We start from the raw sequence: 14,537 nt of genomic DNA on the forward strand, positions 1-14,537 counted from the left end.
AAAAATAGCTTTAATATTAAAGCAGGTGCAAATATTAAAAATACAATCAGATAATCAAAACAATTTTTATATAAGCTATCTGTTGCACCTAAAGCATATATTATATCCTTTATAAATACTACAGATATTAGAGCAACTATAATTCCAGTTGCTAATGCACTTAATGTAATAAGTGTAAAAGTTTCCTTAGCTTCCTGACTTTTACCTTCTCCCATATATTTTGCTACAATAGCATTTCCTCCAGTAGCAAACATAACGCTTATACCTATTAAAATATTTATTACAGGATAAACTATATTAGATGCAGATAATGCATTTGCTCCAACATATCTAGATAAAAATACCCCATCTATAATTGTACTTAGCGAAAAAAATACCATCATAATAACAGTTGGTAAAGTAAATTTAATTAAAGATTTTAAAGTTATATTATTATTTAATGAACTACTCATTATAATGTCCTCCTTGATATATCTATTTCTTTAATATATAATAAGGTATCCCGTTACAGGATAGTCAATAAGGAGAATAAAAAAATGAGATATTTTTCTACTGGCGAATTTGCCAAACTATTTAAAATTAATAAAAAAACTTTATTTCATTATGATGAAATAGGATTGTTTAAACCTGAAAAAGTAGAGGAGAATGGTTATAGATACTACGCTGAGAGTCAAGTTGACTTATTCAATGTCATATGGACTTTAAAAGATATTGGTATGCCTCTTAAGGAAATCAAAACTTTTATGGATAATAGAAATCCAGAAAATATTTTAGAACTTTTTAGTTATGAACATGAAGAAATTGAAAAAGAAATAAAAAATCTAAGAAGAAAGCAAGAAATGCTCTTTAACAAAATTAACATTGTTAAAGAAGGTAAGAATTTTAATAATGATATAATAATTGAAGAACAAGAAGAGGAATATCTATTACTTAGTAGACCAGTAAATAATAGTGAGGAGCCTTATGATTTAAATTGTTATATAGATCATTTAGATTATTGTTATAGAAAAGATTTATATATAGGCTATCCAGTTGGAGTTATTATAAGTAAAGATAGTATATACAATGAGGATTATGCTGATTATAGTTATTATTACACTAAGGTTAATAAAGATGCAGTTAATGAAAATATAATTGTAAAGCCTAAAGGGCTATACGTAGTTGGATATAAGAGAGGTTATTATGATAAAACTTATATTTTGTATAAAGAGTTGATAAAGTTTATTGAAGATAATAATCTTTGTATAGTTGGAAATTCCTATGAAAATGTAATATTTGATGAAGTGGTAGCGAAAAATATTGATGACTATATTATAAAAATATCTATAAATGTAAGCTATGAAAAATAGAGAATCTATATAAAATCATAAAAACTGAAAAGGATGAAATAAATGAAGCTTTCAATAGGACAAGTAAGTAAAATCTTTGATATAAGTAAAGACACATTAAGATATTATGATAAAATAGGAATTTTAACTCCTGAAGTAGATAAAAACAATGGATATAGATATTATTTATTAAAACATTTAGAAAAGCTAGGATTAATCCTTGGAATAAAATATTTAGGAATATCTTTAGCGGACATTAAAAAAACTATAGAAAGTGAAGATGTAAAAGAGTATAAAAATTTAGTGATAAGAGAAGAAGAAATAATTAAAAGAAAAATAAAAGAACTAGAAGGATTGCAAGAAATTATACATAATAGCAAAGAAATATTAGATAAAATAATAAACTTTGATAATGAATATGATTTTAGCAAACTTAAAATAACTGAAGAAAACTTTAATATTTATGGATTTGATACTAAAATTGTACTAAATTCAGATTTATATAAAAAAGATGAAGTGACAATTGAAAAAGAGTTAGTTCATTTAAATGAAGAGGCTTATATTTACATTTATAATATATTAGAAAATGAAGCTATAGAAGAAGATGAAACTATGGCTTTTATAAAAGAAAATGAAAATAATATAAGCTTAATACAACGATATTTAAAAGAAGATAAGATAGGACTTGTAAGGAAAAATGTAAGTGGTAAGTTTGTTACTACTAGTTTTTACGGAGCAATAAATGAAATAAATGATTATATAGTTTCCATTAATAAATATTTTAAGTGTGAAAAAAATAATATAGCGTATGTTAGCTATGAGTTTTATTTACCTAAGAAAAATGATGATGAGACGTATTTCGTAAATATAAGTTTAAGAATTTAAAAATATATATTGACCTTAGAGTTACTCCATTGTTTAGAATAGTAAATAAGCAATGTGACTTAAGGAGGATAAAATGAATTTAATTAAAAATAGAGTATTTATGACAATACTAATTACTGATATTATACAGCAAGCGGCTATATGGATAAGAAATATAGCTATAATGTTTTTTATTATGGATGCTACAAATGGAGATCCACTTGCTATATCATCATTAAATTTTATAGAGTTTTTACCAATGTTTTTATTAACATTTATAGGAGGGATAATAGCTGACAAATATAATCCTAAAAGATTGATGTTATTAGGAGATTCATTTAGTTTTATATCTTTTATAATATTAGGTTTATTTATTAAAAATGGTTATATAGGGGCTATATTTATAGCAACACTAATATCTGCTATTGTAACACAGTTTTCTTACCCAGCGTCTCAAAAGTATTTTAAAGAGTATGTAGATGAAGATAACATTGATGGGGCGATAGGAATATCTCAATTATTAGGTTCTTTATTTTGTGTTATAGGGCCTTTTATAGGGTCATATTTTTATTTTACATTTGGAATGGATAAAACTATTATTATAATAGCAGCTTTATTTTTAGTATCTGTAGCTTTAATATTTACATTACCGAGTAAAGAATTTTCAAAAATTGAAAGTGAAGGATTACTAGATGATGTAAAGCTTACATTTAAATATTTAAAGAAAAAGCCTATTTTAATGGTATTTACTAAGATGTTTTTAATACTATCATTTGCAATTGGAATAGCAAATAATTTAGATATATTTTTAGTGACACAAAGACTTGGGCTTGATGAAAGTTTTTATCAATTCTTTTCAGGAATAGCAGGTATTGGAGTTATTGTAGGTGGAGGTATTTATATATCTATATCAAAAAAATTAAACAATATTAAAATACTATATATGCTTATTGGAGTATTTGCTTTTACAGTATTTTTTGAAGGATATTCTACAATTGCATGGTTAACTATGTCACTTCAATTTATAGATAATGTTATAGGAGGAATATTAAGTGGATATGTTATGTCTATTATAACTAAAACTACAGATCAAGAATATCTAGGTAAAGTAAATGGATTAACTTCTACAGTTATGTATCTTGGAATAATGATAGGAACTTTATTATCAGGAATAATTGTAAAAGTTTCATCTATAGTAGTTGCATTTAGTATAGGGAGTATATCATTTGCTCTATGTGCTTACCTTTTGTATAATGCTAGTAAAAAAGGACTATTAAGTGATATAAAGGACTAGATTAAATATAAGATAAACCAAATGAAATGTAGCTATCAATTTAAAATTAATATAAAAAGAGTTATATTTAAATATTTTAAAGTATCTAAATATAACTCTTTTTATAATCCCAACATCTAAACTTGAGCAACGGACGCAGTCGTTGGCGACATGAAATTGTTCGCCCATACATGTATCAAGCGAAGCGAATTTTTCTATTTTATAAACAATTCTTTATACTTAATAGGGCTAGTATCCATATTCTTCTTAAAAGTCTTTGAGAAATAAGAAGGAGAAGAAAATCCTACCAAACTACTAATTTCTGATACAGAATAACTACTTTTTCTAAGTAAATCACAAGCTTGTTTAATTTTATAATTAATTATGTAATCTTGAGGGCTTATCATCATATCTTTTTTGAAAATTTTGAAAAAATGACTTCTATCAATATTCAAATAATCAGAAATATCAGATACAGATATATTTTTAGTGTAATTTTCTTTTATAAATTCTATTGATTTAGATATATAAACCTTAGATGGAATACTAGAACTTTGATAAGATGTTGAATGTTCTTTCATCAAAGTTGATAAAAATTGGTATAAATATCCTAAAGCTTCAAAGAGATTATTTGAAGTACAACTTTCATAAATATTTTTAAAATAGTTATCTATTTTATCATCTTTTGTATAATTGAATATAAAGTTTTTATCTTTAAATCCGCATAAAGATAAAAGTTCTTGTGCTTGTGTTCCATTAATGCCAATCCATCTATATACCCAAGGATTATCAGTTAAAGGGTAGTAGTTATTATCGGTAAAAGGTGGTATAAAAAATCCATCTCCCTTTTTTAAATGATGAACTTTACCGTCCATAAAGAAAAGACCTTCCCCTTCTAGTATGTAATGAAGTAGATAATAATCTATCTGTTCATATTGATAAGGGTCTCTAGGAGCACAATGCTCAAATCCACATTCATAAATATAAAGTTCACTGCTAGGTTTTGAATCTGTAGAAAATATACCGAACTTTTCCATAATAGCCCCTCCTATAATATGAGATTAAGTAACATATCTAACTTGTAGAAAATTTAACTTATGTCTATGAAAATAATTATATAAAATTAAGTTTTATACTTTGATTGTAGAAAAATTATGAATGATTGTCAACTTTTAATATGCAACAATAATACAAATCATTGCAACATTACTGTATTGATAAGAAAGTATTAAAAGTATATTATTAAAGTGTCAAGAAAACGTTTCACTAAAGAGGTATATATATGAAATCAAGGTATACTAGGGGAGATTTATAAATTTAAATGTATTTTGCTTAGTTTTAGCCATTATTATTTTTAAATTTGTTTTGTGTTTTTAAGATTTATTTATGTAACAAAAATACAATGATTAATAAGGAGATTATTATGAGTGAAAAAAGGGGAAGTCTTAGTTCAAGTGCTTTAATGCTTATGACATTTACAGCAGTGTTTTCATTTGGAAATATTATTGATAGTAGTGTAAACATTGGTTTAGCTACTGTACCATCTTATTTATTTGGAACAATATTTTACTTTTTCCCATTTGCATTAATGATAGGAGAGTTTGCATCTGCAAATTCAAATTCAGAGTCGGGTATTAATAGTTGGATAAAAACTTCACTAGGTGCAAAGTGGGCATTTTTAGGGTCATGGTCGTATTTCTTTGTTAACTTGTTTTTCTTTACATCATTACTTCCTAAAACTTTAATATATGCATCTTACGCATTAGTTGGAAAAAATATATTTGATGGAAAAACTGTTTTAATTTCAATATTATCAATAATACTTTTCTGGGGAGTAACAATAATATCAACTAAAGGGGTAGCTTGGGTATCTAAAATTACAAGTTTATCAGGGGCAGCTAGAATGGTACTTGGAATTGGATTTATAGTTTTATCTTTTGGAGTAATATTATTTTTAGGTAAAGAACCAGCACAAGAATTTAGCGCACAAACTATGTCACCAAAGTTTGATTGGAAATACTTTATGGTACTTGCTTGGGTACTTCAAGCAGTAGGTGGTGCTGAAAGTATAGGAGTTTATATAAAAGACGTTAAGGGTGGAAATAAAGCATTTATAAAAACAATGTTATTTTCAACAGTACTTGTAGGAACACTTTACGCATTAGGGGCAGCAGCAGTAGGTTTAATAGTTCCAGCAGAGACATTACATGGAAACTTCTCAAATGGTTTATTTGATTCATTCTTATTACTAGGTTCTCATTATGGAATAGGAAATATAATAACAAATATAGTTGGATTTATAATGCTACTTGCAAGCTTAGGTTCATTAGTACTTTGGACAGCAGCACCAGTTAAGGTATTATTCTCTGAAATACCAGAAGGTATATTTGGAAAATGGGTAGCTAAAACTGATAATCAAGGAAATCCAATTAATGCACTTTATCTTCAAGCAATGATAGTAACAGTACTTTTAATAATACCAGCACTTGGAATAGGTTCAGTTGATACTTTACTTGAAATATTAATAAATATGACTGCATCAACATCTTTAATCCCAGTACTTTTCTTCTTAGTAGGATACATTGTTTTAAGAGCTAAAAAAGAAAATACTGTAAAAAGAGATTTCAAAGTAGGATCAAGAGGATTTGGTATAGGAATAGGTATATTATTACTTGCATTATTCAGTTTTGTATTTGTAATATCTTCAATACCTTCACCAGCAGACATAATGGCTTATTTAAATGGAACTTTAGCAGAAGGTTCTGCAAATCCAATATTTGTTTTAGTATATAACGTATTAGGATTAGTGATATTTTTAGGATTTGCATTAATATGTTGGAAGAAATATGAAAATAAAGTTGGTAAAGATGTAGCTAATGAATTAGTAGATACAACTATAAAAGGTGCAAGATAGTAAAATTTGCTTGATTAAAATTTGTATGAAATAAAGGACCTAAATATAGTATTTAAATTAGGTCCTTTATTTAAAAATAGATAAATCTTTATTAAATAATATAAATAAGGGGAGATAAAAACTATGAAGCTATGGGAAAACATTAGTATTGATGGAGTTAATAGACTAGAGGCAAGAGCGCATTTTCAAAGTTTTGAATCTAGAGATCTAGCATTACTTGGAGAAAATAAATACACTCACAACTTTAAAAATCTAAATGGTAGCTGGAAATTTTTATTCTTAGATGCTCCAGAGTATTCACCAGAAGGATTTTTCAAAGAAGATTTTAATAGTGATTCATGGGATAATATATTAGTTCCAGGTAACTGGCAATTACAAGGGTATGGTAAAATGCACTATTCAGATTTATGGTATAACTTCCCTATAAATCCTCCATATGTACCAACAGAAAATCCAACAGGAATATATAAGAGAAAGTTTAATATAGATAAATCTTGGTTAGGAGAAAGAATAATACTTAAGTTTAATGGTGTTGACTCATCATATAACGTATGGATAAATGGAGTAGAAGTAGGATACAGTAAAGGTGCTAGAATACAAACTGAATTTGATATAACTGATTGGGTTAAATTAGGAGAAAATGAATGTTGCGTTCGAGTATATCAATGGTCAGATGGTACATATTTAGAAGACCAAGATATGTGGTGGTTAAGTGGTATATTTAGAGATGTTGAACTATATACTGAACCTGTTTGTGGAGTAGAAGATATAAAAATAGTTACTGATTTAGATAGTGAATATAAAGATGCTACTTTAAATATAGATTTAAAATTTAGAAAAACTAATAATCAAAATGTAAAATTTGAATTATTAGATATAAATCAAAATATAGTATTTGAAGATTTTGTAAAAACTCAAAATGGAGAAGTTAATTACTGTAAAGAAGTAAAAAATCCTTTAAAGTGGAATGCAGAAGAACCAAACTTATACACTTTATTAGTATCAGTTTATGAAGATGAAAAATTAATACAAGTAATACCTCAAAAGGTTGGATTTAGAAAAATTGAGTTAAAAGGTGAAGTATTCTTAGTAAATGGTGTTGCAATTAAATTTAAAGGGGTAAACAGACATGACTACAATCCTAAAAACGGAAGAGTTGTAGCAAAAGAAGAAATGATAAAAGATATATTATTAATGAAACAACATAATATAAATGCAATAAGAACTGCTCACTATCCAAATTCTCATTATATATACGATTTATGTGATGAATATGGAATGTATGTAATAGATGAAACAGACCTTGAGTGTCATGGATTTGAACTTACAGGAGATTATAAATGGATAAGTGATGACCCAGCTTGGGAAAAATCTTATGTAAATAGAATTACTAGAATGATAGCAAGAGATAAAAATCATCCATGTATATTAATGTGGTCACTTGGAAATGAATCAGCATTTGGATGCAATTTTAAAGCAATGGCATCTAAGGCTAAAGAAATAGATCCGACAAGACTTGTTCATTATGAGGGCGATTTTAATGTTGATGAAAGTGAAGGGCCAGTGTCAGAAGTTTATAGTACAATGTACACTTGGTTAGAACATGATAGTAAATTATTAATGGATAAGGTAATAAATGATATTAAAAAGCCTCATATATTATGTGAATACTGTCATGCGATGGGAAATGGCCCAGGAAATCTTAGAGAATATCAAGATTTATTCTATGCTTATGATAAATTACAAGGTGGATTTATATGGGAATGGTTTGACCATGGTATAGAAAGTAAAGGCGAAAATGGAGAAACTTACTATAAATACGGAGGAGATTTTGGAGATGATCCAAGTAATATAAATTTCTGCATAGATGGACTTATAATGCCAGATAGAAGTGTATCTCCAGGATTATTAGAATATAAAAAAGTTATAGAGCCAGCCGAAACTCATGTTGTTGATTTAGAAAAAGGATTAATAAAAGTAATAAATAGATATGACTTTAAAAACTTAGATTGCTTAGATTTAGTTTATAGTATAAAAGAAGATGATAAGGTTATAAGTTCTTCTAGAATACCAATGCCATCAATAACTGGTAGAAGTGAAGCAGAGATTAAATTACCATATAACTTAGACTTTGCAAAAACTAAAGGCTCAACTTATTACCTAAATATATCTTATGTATTAAGAGAAGCTACTTCTTGGTGTGAGGCAGGTCATGAACTTGCAACAGCACAATTTGAATTGCCAATAGTAACTGAAAAGATTAAAGTAACTCCAAAAGGAAGTTTAGAAATTATAAAAGAACATTGCAAATTAACGGCTAAAGGAGAAAACTTTAAAGTAGTATTTGACTTAGTAAGAGGTAATATTTTAGAAATAAGTAAAGATGATTATTTATTGGTTGAAGAAGGCCCAAGACTTAATTTCTGGAGAGCTCCAATAGATAATGATATGTATGTAGTTGAAGACTATAAGAAAAAGTATTTTATGCACTTAATGCATGAGGTAGTTACAAATGTTTCTTATGAAGAAAAAGAAAACATGTTATTATTTAAAGTTGAAACAATAAATGGAAGCACAAACTCTGCATGGCATTACAAGTCAACTTATGAATATACTGTTTTAGGTAGTGGAGATATATTAGTAAATGTATCAGGAATTCCAAGTGGAAGAATTGAAACTGCACCAGAAATGTTACCTAGAATAGGATTAAAACTTAAAGTTAACAAAAACTTAGATAATGTTAAATATAAAGGTAGAGGCCCAGGAGAATCTTACGCTGATACTAAAGAATGCAACTTATTTGGAGTATATGAAAACAGTGTAGATGGGCTATTTACAAATTATGTTAAGCCTCAAGAAAATGGAAATAGAAGTGATTGTTCTTGGGTAAGATTAAGTGATGATAGAGGAATGTCAGTAATGGCAGTAGCTAACGATAAACTAGATTTTAGTGCATCATATTATGAAGATACTGATTTAGAATATGCAAAACACACAATAGATTTAGAGAAAAGAGATTATATAGTATTTAATATTGACTACAAGCAAAATGGAGTAGGAACAAACTCTTGTGGACAATGGCAACTAGATAAGTACAGATGTAAATTTGAAGAGTTTAACTTAGGATTTAAGTTTAGTGTATATAATAATAAAGAAATTTCTGATTTAGCAGTAGCTAGGGAGGAATTAGTATTAGATTATATAACTGATAAAGACAAAAATTTAGTAATGGCATAAGTTAAAAGCCTAGTATTACAGAGATAAAATCTGTAATACTAGGCTTTTTTATATATAAGGCAATTATATTCTATCTGATTTATAGGTTGCTGAAGAAACGAATAAAGTAAATTTTTATGTTCACAAATAAGATTAAAATACTGTTGTTTCAATATTATTAAAGAATATGATGCTTCGTTATTCAATATGATATTATTGTTTTACGATAAATAAATATTGACTTTCAATTTTGAATATTATATCTTAGATACAGGGATAAGTCCTATCAGAAATATAAAATATATAAATTGAAAAAGGAGAAGAAAATGAATAAGTTAATTAAAACATTAATAAGAGTATTAATCACAATAGCAATAATTTTTACAGCATTAGTTGTAATTCTTCGTTTCTTAGGACCAGCTGATGTAATTGTACTTACAGAAGAAGAAGAAAAACAACAAAAACAACAGGAAATAGAACAATATAAAAATACTAATCTTAAAGGGTTTAAAGCAAAAGACTTAAATGGAAAAGAAATTACTTCAGATATATTTAGTAAATATAAATTAACAATGATAAATATATGGAATACAGGGTGCGGTCCATGTATAGAAGAAATGCCAGAAATTGAAAAACTTTATGAGGATTTACCAAAGGATACTAATATAATTTCAATATGTACAGATGCAGGAGATAGTAAAAAGGATTTAGATTTTGCAAAAGAAATTATGAAAATGACAGGAGCTAAATTTACAACATTAATTCCAGATGAATTTTTAAAGAGAAATCTTACTGATGATGTACAAGCATTTCCTACAACAATATTTGTTGATAGTGAAGGAAAGGCTGTTGGTACGCCTCATTTTGATGAACAAACAGCTAAAGCGTATGAAAAATCTATAATTGATCGATTAAAATTAGTGGAGGCAAAGTAATAATGAAAAATTTACAGCATTTTAGTAAATATATTTTGCTTCTAATTTCAATATATTTTATCTGTATAGGTATATTAAGGCAGGAGCACCTTATGGTTTTAAAAAAGGCTGTGAAAATTTGTCTTGAATGTATTGGAGTGGGATAATGAAAAGAACGTATATTCAAATTATGGCAACTGTACTTTCAAATGGGTATATTGCTGGATTTTTTAAAGGAAAAATTTATGAAGGAAAATCAAAATACATTTGTGCACCGGGATTAAATTGCTACTCTTGTCCTGGTGCAGTAGCTTCTTGCCCAATAGGGTCACTACAAGCAGTTCTAGGAGGTAAATATTACAACTTTTCTTATTATGTAGTTGGAATAATGATATTATTCGGTGTACTTTTAGGTAGATTTGTATGTGGATTTTTATGTCCGTTTGGATTTATACAAGACTTGCTTTATAAAATAAAAACACCAAAGTTAAAAATTCCAAAATATATTGATAAACCTTTAAGATATGTTAAATATCTAGTGTTACTTATACCAGTTATACTTTTACCTATATTTTTAACTAATAAATATGAAATCGCCCAACCTTATTTTTGTCAGTGGATTTGTCCAACTGGAACTTTAGAGGGTGGAATTCCACTTTTAATAAAAAATGAAGGATTAAGACAAGTAGTAGGATTTTTATTTAACTGGAAGATAGGTTTACTTATTTTAACAATAGTTTCATCTATATTTATTTATAGACCATTTTGTAAGTACATCTGTCCATTAGGTGCTTTTTATTCACTTTTTAATAAGCTAAGTTTTTATAAAATGAATTTAGATAAGTTTAAATGTAGCGGATGTAAGGCTTGCGAAAGAGCTTGTAAGATGAATATAGAAGTAACAAAAGACTGTAATTCAGGTGAGTGTATTCGTTGTGGAGATTGTAAGAGAGTCTGTAGTAAAGGAGCTATTTCATCAGGATTTGAAATTAAAATATATGATAAGGCAAAAGCTTAAAATTTAATATTTAAATAAAATTAAATGTAAATTTTAAATTATTTTTACAAATCTTTATAAATGTATGTAAGTTCTTTGTTTTCAAGGTTTGCAGACATTTATACTACCTGATAATACTTATATATCTTTATATTTATTCCCATATTTTCACTATCAAACGTGGTATAAATCGTGGTAAATTTATATCATCAAACTTCTCATTTCTTCCTTTATACCATCAATAGACGCATGAGTATATAGATTTAAAGTAATATTAATGTTTGAATGTCCCATGATGTACTGTAAACTTTTAGGATTCATATTTTTATTTGTCAATCTAGTACAGAATGTATGACGTAAAATATGAGGTGTTATTTTGGGTAATTCATTTTCCTGGTATTTGTTATATTTCTTTGTGAGATTAGAAAAAGCTCCTGTATAATAAGCATTAGTCATGGGATATACTTTTTCATTAATAAATAAGAAATTGCTATATCCATCAATCTCTATATAATTAACTTTCTGATTTCTTGGCATAACACGTTTAAACGCTTTGCAAGTTTTATCACTCATAGGAATATAACGTGTTCCACTTTTTGTTTTAGGGATTTCTATATAGTACCCAACCTCCTTATTTCTCAACAACTGATGATTGACATGGATAAGATAATTTTCAAAATCTATATCATTCTTAGTCAATCCACATAGTTCTGAAATACGAAGTCCTGTTTTTAACAGTATAACAAGTTTATCATAATATTTACGCTATGTTCTATCTGTTTTCGCAAAAGATAAAAGATGTTCTTCCTGCTCTTTAGTAAGTGCTTGTTTTGAATTAGAATTCTCTTCTATAACTGTACTCAATACAAAATCGAAAGGGTTCTTTCTTACATAATCATCTGCTATTGCAATATAAAATGAAGCTTTTAAAGAACGTTTATAGTTATTTATAGTTTTATACGCATAACCGTTTTCTTTCATGCGTAAAGCCCATTCTTTAGCATCTGGTGGCAATACTTCTTGACCCTAGCTTATCTTGTTTTAATAGCTTCATAAGCTGTTTACGTTGATATTGAGTGCTTTTCTTTATATTAGCTCTATTTGAGTTTTGTTTTGAGTAGAGTTGACAAAGTGTCATCTTCTTACCTACAGTATCTATACCATCTTCTATATCTTTTCTTATATTTTTTTCTTTTTCTCTAAGTGATAGACAATCACGTTTGCCTTTTGGAACACTATCTGTTGGAACAAGTTTCCAAGAATATACAAATTGTGTTTCTCTTAATGCGTCTACATATTTATATAAGTATTTTCCATCCTTTCTCTGACTCTCTCCAGTTTTTAAAATACGACCTTTACTATATCGTCTTTTTTCCGACATTATATCTGCTCCTTTCAATAGAAAGAGCCTTGATATGATATATTAAAATAATATCATATATAAGGCTCATTTTCATTAAATAGTACCTAGTTCATTTATTACTTGTTCAAATTGTTTTCGTTTAATCTGAACACGATTCCCATTCATAATAAACCAATTAGCATGCTTATTACTTTCTACCATTTTACGGAGTTTATTGTGTCCTATATTAAAATACTTTGAAGCTTCTTCAATGGTAAGAATATATTTTTCCCATACAGGAATGTCTTTTTTTATACTCATCGAATCCCTCCATGTATTATAGTTTAGTACTATACTGAATATACGGTATGAGTTCTTCACGTTCCATACGTTGTAAATGAGCCGTAAGTTTACTCGTAAGAGTAGGACTATAATGCACCTTAGAAAGCATATCATCAATAGATTTCAATTCCCAAAGAGCGTTATGTTCTTCTAAAAAGTAAACCCATTTAATAGCTGATAATACGCCTCCATCTTTGAGCCATTGTTGTGTTTCTACAAGAGAGTTTTGAGGTCGTTGAATATTCAATTTCAAAGGCTTTATAGCACCTAAAAACGTCCCCAAAAACGACAAGTTTTCCAACGACTTTTATTTTTTTCCTTCTAAAAAATTTCTGGCTTTACTTAGACTAGAAACACTATAAACGATGTAGTATTTTTCTAAAATTCTAACTAATAAAGTACACAAAGCATTATTATCCTCTATAATTAGTATGTTTTTCATCAAATCACTTCCTTTTAAAGGAGCATATTACATTTTATTGTGTAAAGCGTGAGTAATTCACGCAAAAAAGATTGCGATATTTACTCATGCCTTATATTTTTTAGAGAAATATAATTTTGTTATACGATAGCGAAAGGAGATATTATAATGCGTACGATATTAAAAGTAAATGACATAACTAAAATTTATTCAAAAGGACAAAAGCCAAGTTTAAATAAGGTTTCCTTTGAAGTTGTAGAGGGTGAGTTCATAGGAATTATGGGAGCATCTGGGTCTGGGAAGACGACACTATTAAATGTCCTTTCTACAATTGACAAAGCTACAGATGGAGAAGTGTATATCAATGATGTAAATTTAAAATCTCTTAATGACACACGTTCTGCAGATTTTCGTAGAGATAATTTAGGCTTTATTTTCCAAGAATACTTTTTATTAGATAGCCTTACTATTCAAGAAAATATAGCAGTTCCTTTAACAATGCAAAAGCTACCACCAAAAAAAATAGAAATTAAAATCAAAAGTTTAGCAGAAAGATTTGGTATTGCGTCACAACTTAATAAATATCCAAACGAATTATCTGGAGGACAAAAGCAACGTGTTTCAGCAGCTAGAGCAATTGTTAAAGAACCAAGTATCTTATTTGCAGATGAACCAACTGGAGCTTTAGATTCAAATTCAGCAACTGAATTATTAAACGCTTTATATGAAGCAAACAACGAATTAAAAACAACAATTTTAATGGTAACACATGATCCTTACGCCGCCAGCTTCACAAATCGTATTTTGATTTTTAAAGATGGACATATTGTTCAAGAACTACACAAAGCTACTAATAAAAATAGACAACTTTTCTATGAGCAGATTGTCAAAGAAATTTCTAAATTAGATATCAACAGATAAGGGGG

The 14,537-nt window shown here is 27.7% G+C and carries 13 protein-coding genes and 1 pseudogene; 9 read left to right on the forward strand and 5 right to left on the reverse strand.

The window, feature by feature from the left end:
• Nucleotides 1-452, reverse strand: a 452-nt coding sequence (locus tag JWF52_RS04860; RefSeq protein WP_286184009.1) for an MATE family efflux transporter, incomplete at its 3' end; no start/stop codon positions are given.
• Between the two features lie 84 nt (nt 453-536).
• Here JWF52_RS04860 and JWF52_RS04865 point away from each other — a divergent pair.
• The 3 genes from JWF52_RS04865 (at nt 537) to JWF52_RS04875 (ending at nt 3,486) form a co-directional block, all read left to right on the forward strand.
• Nucleotides 537-1,349 (forward strand): MerR family transcriptional regulator, encoded by an 813-nt coding sequence (locus tag JWF52_RS04865; RefSeq protein WP_208332219.1) that lies wholly within the window; start codon nt 537-539, stop codon nt 1,347-1,349.
• 42 nt (nt 1,350-1,391) lie between these two features.
• The gene (locus JWF52_RS04870) at nt 1,392-2,213 is read left to right on the forward strand and encodes a MerR family transcriptional regulator (protein ID WP_208332220.1); all 822 of its coding nucleotides are present in this window, start codon (nt 1,392-1,394) and stop codon (nt 2,211-2,213) included.
• Nucleotides 2,214-2,286: 73 nt separating this feature from the next.
• Nucleotides 2,287-3,486 carry an MFS transporter gene (locus JWF52_RS04875; protein WP_208332221.1) on the forward strand — a complete coding sequence of 400 codons (1,200 nt, stop codon included), beginning with the start codon at nt 2,287-2,289 and terminating at the stop codon, nt 3,484-3,486.
• Between the two features lie 194 nt (nt 3,487-3,680).
• Here JWF52_RS04875 and JWF52_RS04880 read toward each other — a convergent pair whose 3' ends face one another.
• Nucleotides 3,681-4,502, reverse strand: a complete 822-nt coding sequence (locus tag JWF52_RS04880) for an AraC family transcriptional regulator (protein WP_208332222.1) — start codon at nt 4,500-4,502, stop codon at nt 3,681-3,683.
• A 386-nt stretch (nt 4,503-4,888) separates the two neighbouring features.
• On the opposite strand from JWF52_RS04880, the gene JWF52_RS04885 reads away from it, so the two are divergent.
• The 5 genes from JWF52_RS04885 to JWF52_RS04900 all read left to right on the forward strand — a co-directional run bounded on the left by JWF52_RS04885 (nt 4,889) and on the right by JWF52_RS04900 (nt 11,527).
• On the forward strand, nt 4,889-6,379 hold the full coding sequence (locus tag JWF52_RS04885) for an amino acid permease (RefSeq protein ID WP_208332223.1): 1,491 nt from the start codon (nt 4,889-4,891) through the stop codon (nt 6,377-6,379).
• A 123-nt stretch (nt 6,380-6,502) separates the two neighbouring features.
• On the forward strand, nt 6,503-9,616 hold the full coding sequence (gene ebgA / locus JWF52_RS04890) for a beta-galactosidase subunit alpha (protein ID WP_208332224.1): 3,114 nt from the start codon (nt 6,503-6,505) through the stop codon (nt 9,614-9,616).
• Nucleotides 9,617-9,921: 305 nt separating this feature from the next.
• Entirely contained in the window at nt 9,922-10,530 is a 609-nt protein-coding gene (locus JWF52_RS04895) for a TlpA family protein disulfide reductase (RefSeq protein ID WP_208332225.1), read from the forward strand.
• A gap of 2 nt (nt 10,531-10,532) precedes the next feature.
• Complete coding sequence (locus JWF52_RS19215; protein WP_286184010.1) at nt 10,533-10,676, forward strand: CD1871A family CXXC motif-containing protein; 144 nt, start codon at nt 10,533-10,535, stop codon at nt 10,674-10,676.
• Complete coding sequence (locus JWF52_RS04900) at nt 10,676-11,527, forward strand: 4Fe-4S binding protein (RefSeq protein ID WP_286184011.1); 852 nt, start codon at nt 10,676-10,678, stop codon at nt 11,525-11,527. The genes JWF52_RS19215 and JWF52_RS04900 overlap by 1 nt, the downstream gene beginning before the upstream one ends.
• Before the next feature lie 180 nt (nt 11,528-11,707).
• On the opposite strand, the pseudogene JWF52_RS04905 reads toward JWF52_RS04900, so the two are convergent.
• From JWF52_RS04905 to JWF52_RS04915, 3 genes and pseudogenes are all read right to left on the reverse strand, one after another.
• Nucleotides 11,708-12,887 (reverse strand): annotated as a pseudogene (locus JWF52_RS04905) (site-specific integrase).
• 75 nt (nt 12,888-12,962) lie between these two features.
• Nucleotides 12,963-13,169: an excisionase gene (locus tag JWF52_RS04910; protein WP_208332227.1), complete on the reverse strand. Its 207-nt coding sequence runs from the start codon at nt 13,167-13,169 to the stop codon at nt 12,963-12,965.
• A gap of 16 nt (nt 13,170-13,185) precedes the next feature.
• On the reverse strand, nt 13,186-13,473 hold the full coding sequence (locus JWF52_RS04915; RefSeq protein WP_208332228.1) for a hypothetical protein: 288 nt from the start codon (nt 13,471-13,473) through the stop codon (nt 13,186-13,188).
• A 306-nt stretch (nt 13,474-13,779) separates the two neighbouring features.
• Here JWF52_RS04915 and JWF52_RS04920 point away from each other — a divergent pair, with 306 nt between their 5' ends.
• Complete coding sequence (locus tag JWF52_RS04920) at nt 13,780-14,532, forward strand: ABC transporter ATP-binding protein (protein ID WP_208332229.1); 753 nt, start codon at nt 13,780-13,782, stop codon at nt 14,530-14,532.
• Nucleotides 14,533-14,537 lie beyond the last annotated feature (5 nt).

The sequence above is a fragment of the Clostridium sp. CCUG 7971 genome, assembly GCF_017590215.1.
Classification (GTDB): Bacteria; Bacillota; Clostridia; order Peptostreptococcales; family Peptostreptococcaceae; genus Faecalimicrobium.

What these genes read in the sequence shown, in the direction of transcription:
- ebgA (WP_208332224.1), top strand. Translation starts at nt 6,503, where the DNA reads ATGAAGCTATGGGAAAACATTAGTATTGATGGAGTTAATAGACTAGAG.
- JWF52_RS04900 (WP_286184011.1), top strand. Translation starts at nt 10,676, where the DNA reads ATGAAAAGAACGTATATTCAAATTATGGCAACTGTACTTTCAAATGGG.
- JWF52_RS04880 (WP_208332222.1), bottom strand. Translation starts at nt 4,502, where the DNA reads ATGGAAAAGTTCGGTATATTTTCTACAGATTCAAAACCTAGCAGTGAA.
- JWF52_RS04910 (WP_208332227.1), bottom strand. Translation starts at nt 13,169, where the DNA reads ATGAGTATAAAAAAAGACATTCCTGTATGGGAAAAATATATTCTTACC.
- JWF52_RS04885 (WP_208332223.1), top strand. Translation starts at nt 4,889, where the DNA reads ATGAGTGAAAAAAGGGGAAGTCTTAGTTCAAGTGCTTTAATGCTTATG.
- JWF52_RS19215 (WP_286184010.1), top strand. Translation starts at nt 10,533, where the DNA reads ATGAAAAATTTACAGCATTTTAGTAAATATATTTTGCTTCTAATTTCA.
- JWF52_RS04920 (WP_208332229.1), top strand. Translation starts at nt 13,780, where the DNA reads ATGCGTACGATATTAAAAGTAAATGACATAACTAAAATTTATTCAAAA.
- JWF52_RS04865 (WP_208332219.1), top strand. Translation starts at nt 537, where the DNA reads ATGAGATATTTTTCTACTGGCGAATTTGCCAAACTATTTAAAATTAAT.
- JWF52_RS04870 (WP_208332220.1), top strand. Translation starts at nt 1,392, where the DNA reads ATGAAGCTTTCAATAGGACAAGTAAGTAAAATCTTTGATATAAGTAAA.
- JWF52_RS04895 (WP_208332225.1), top strand. Translation starts at nt 9,922, where the DNA reads ATGAATAAGTTAATTAAAACATTAATAAGAGTATTAATCACAATAGCA.
- JWF52_RS04875 (WP_208332221.1), top strand. Translation starts at nt 2,287, where the DNA reads ATGAATTTAATTAAAAATAGAGTATTTATGACAATACTAATTACTGAT.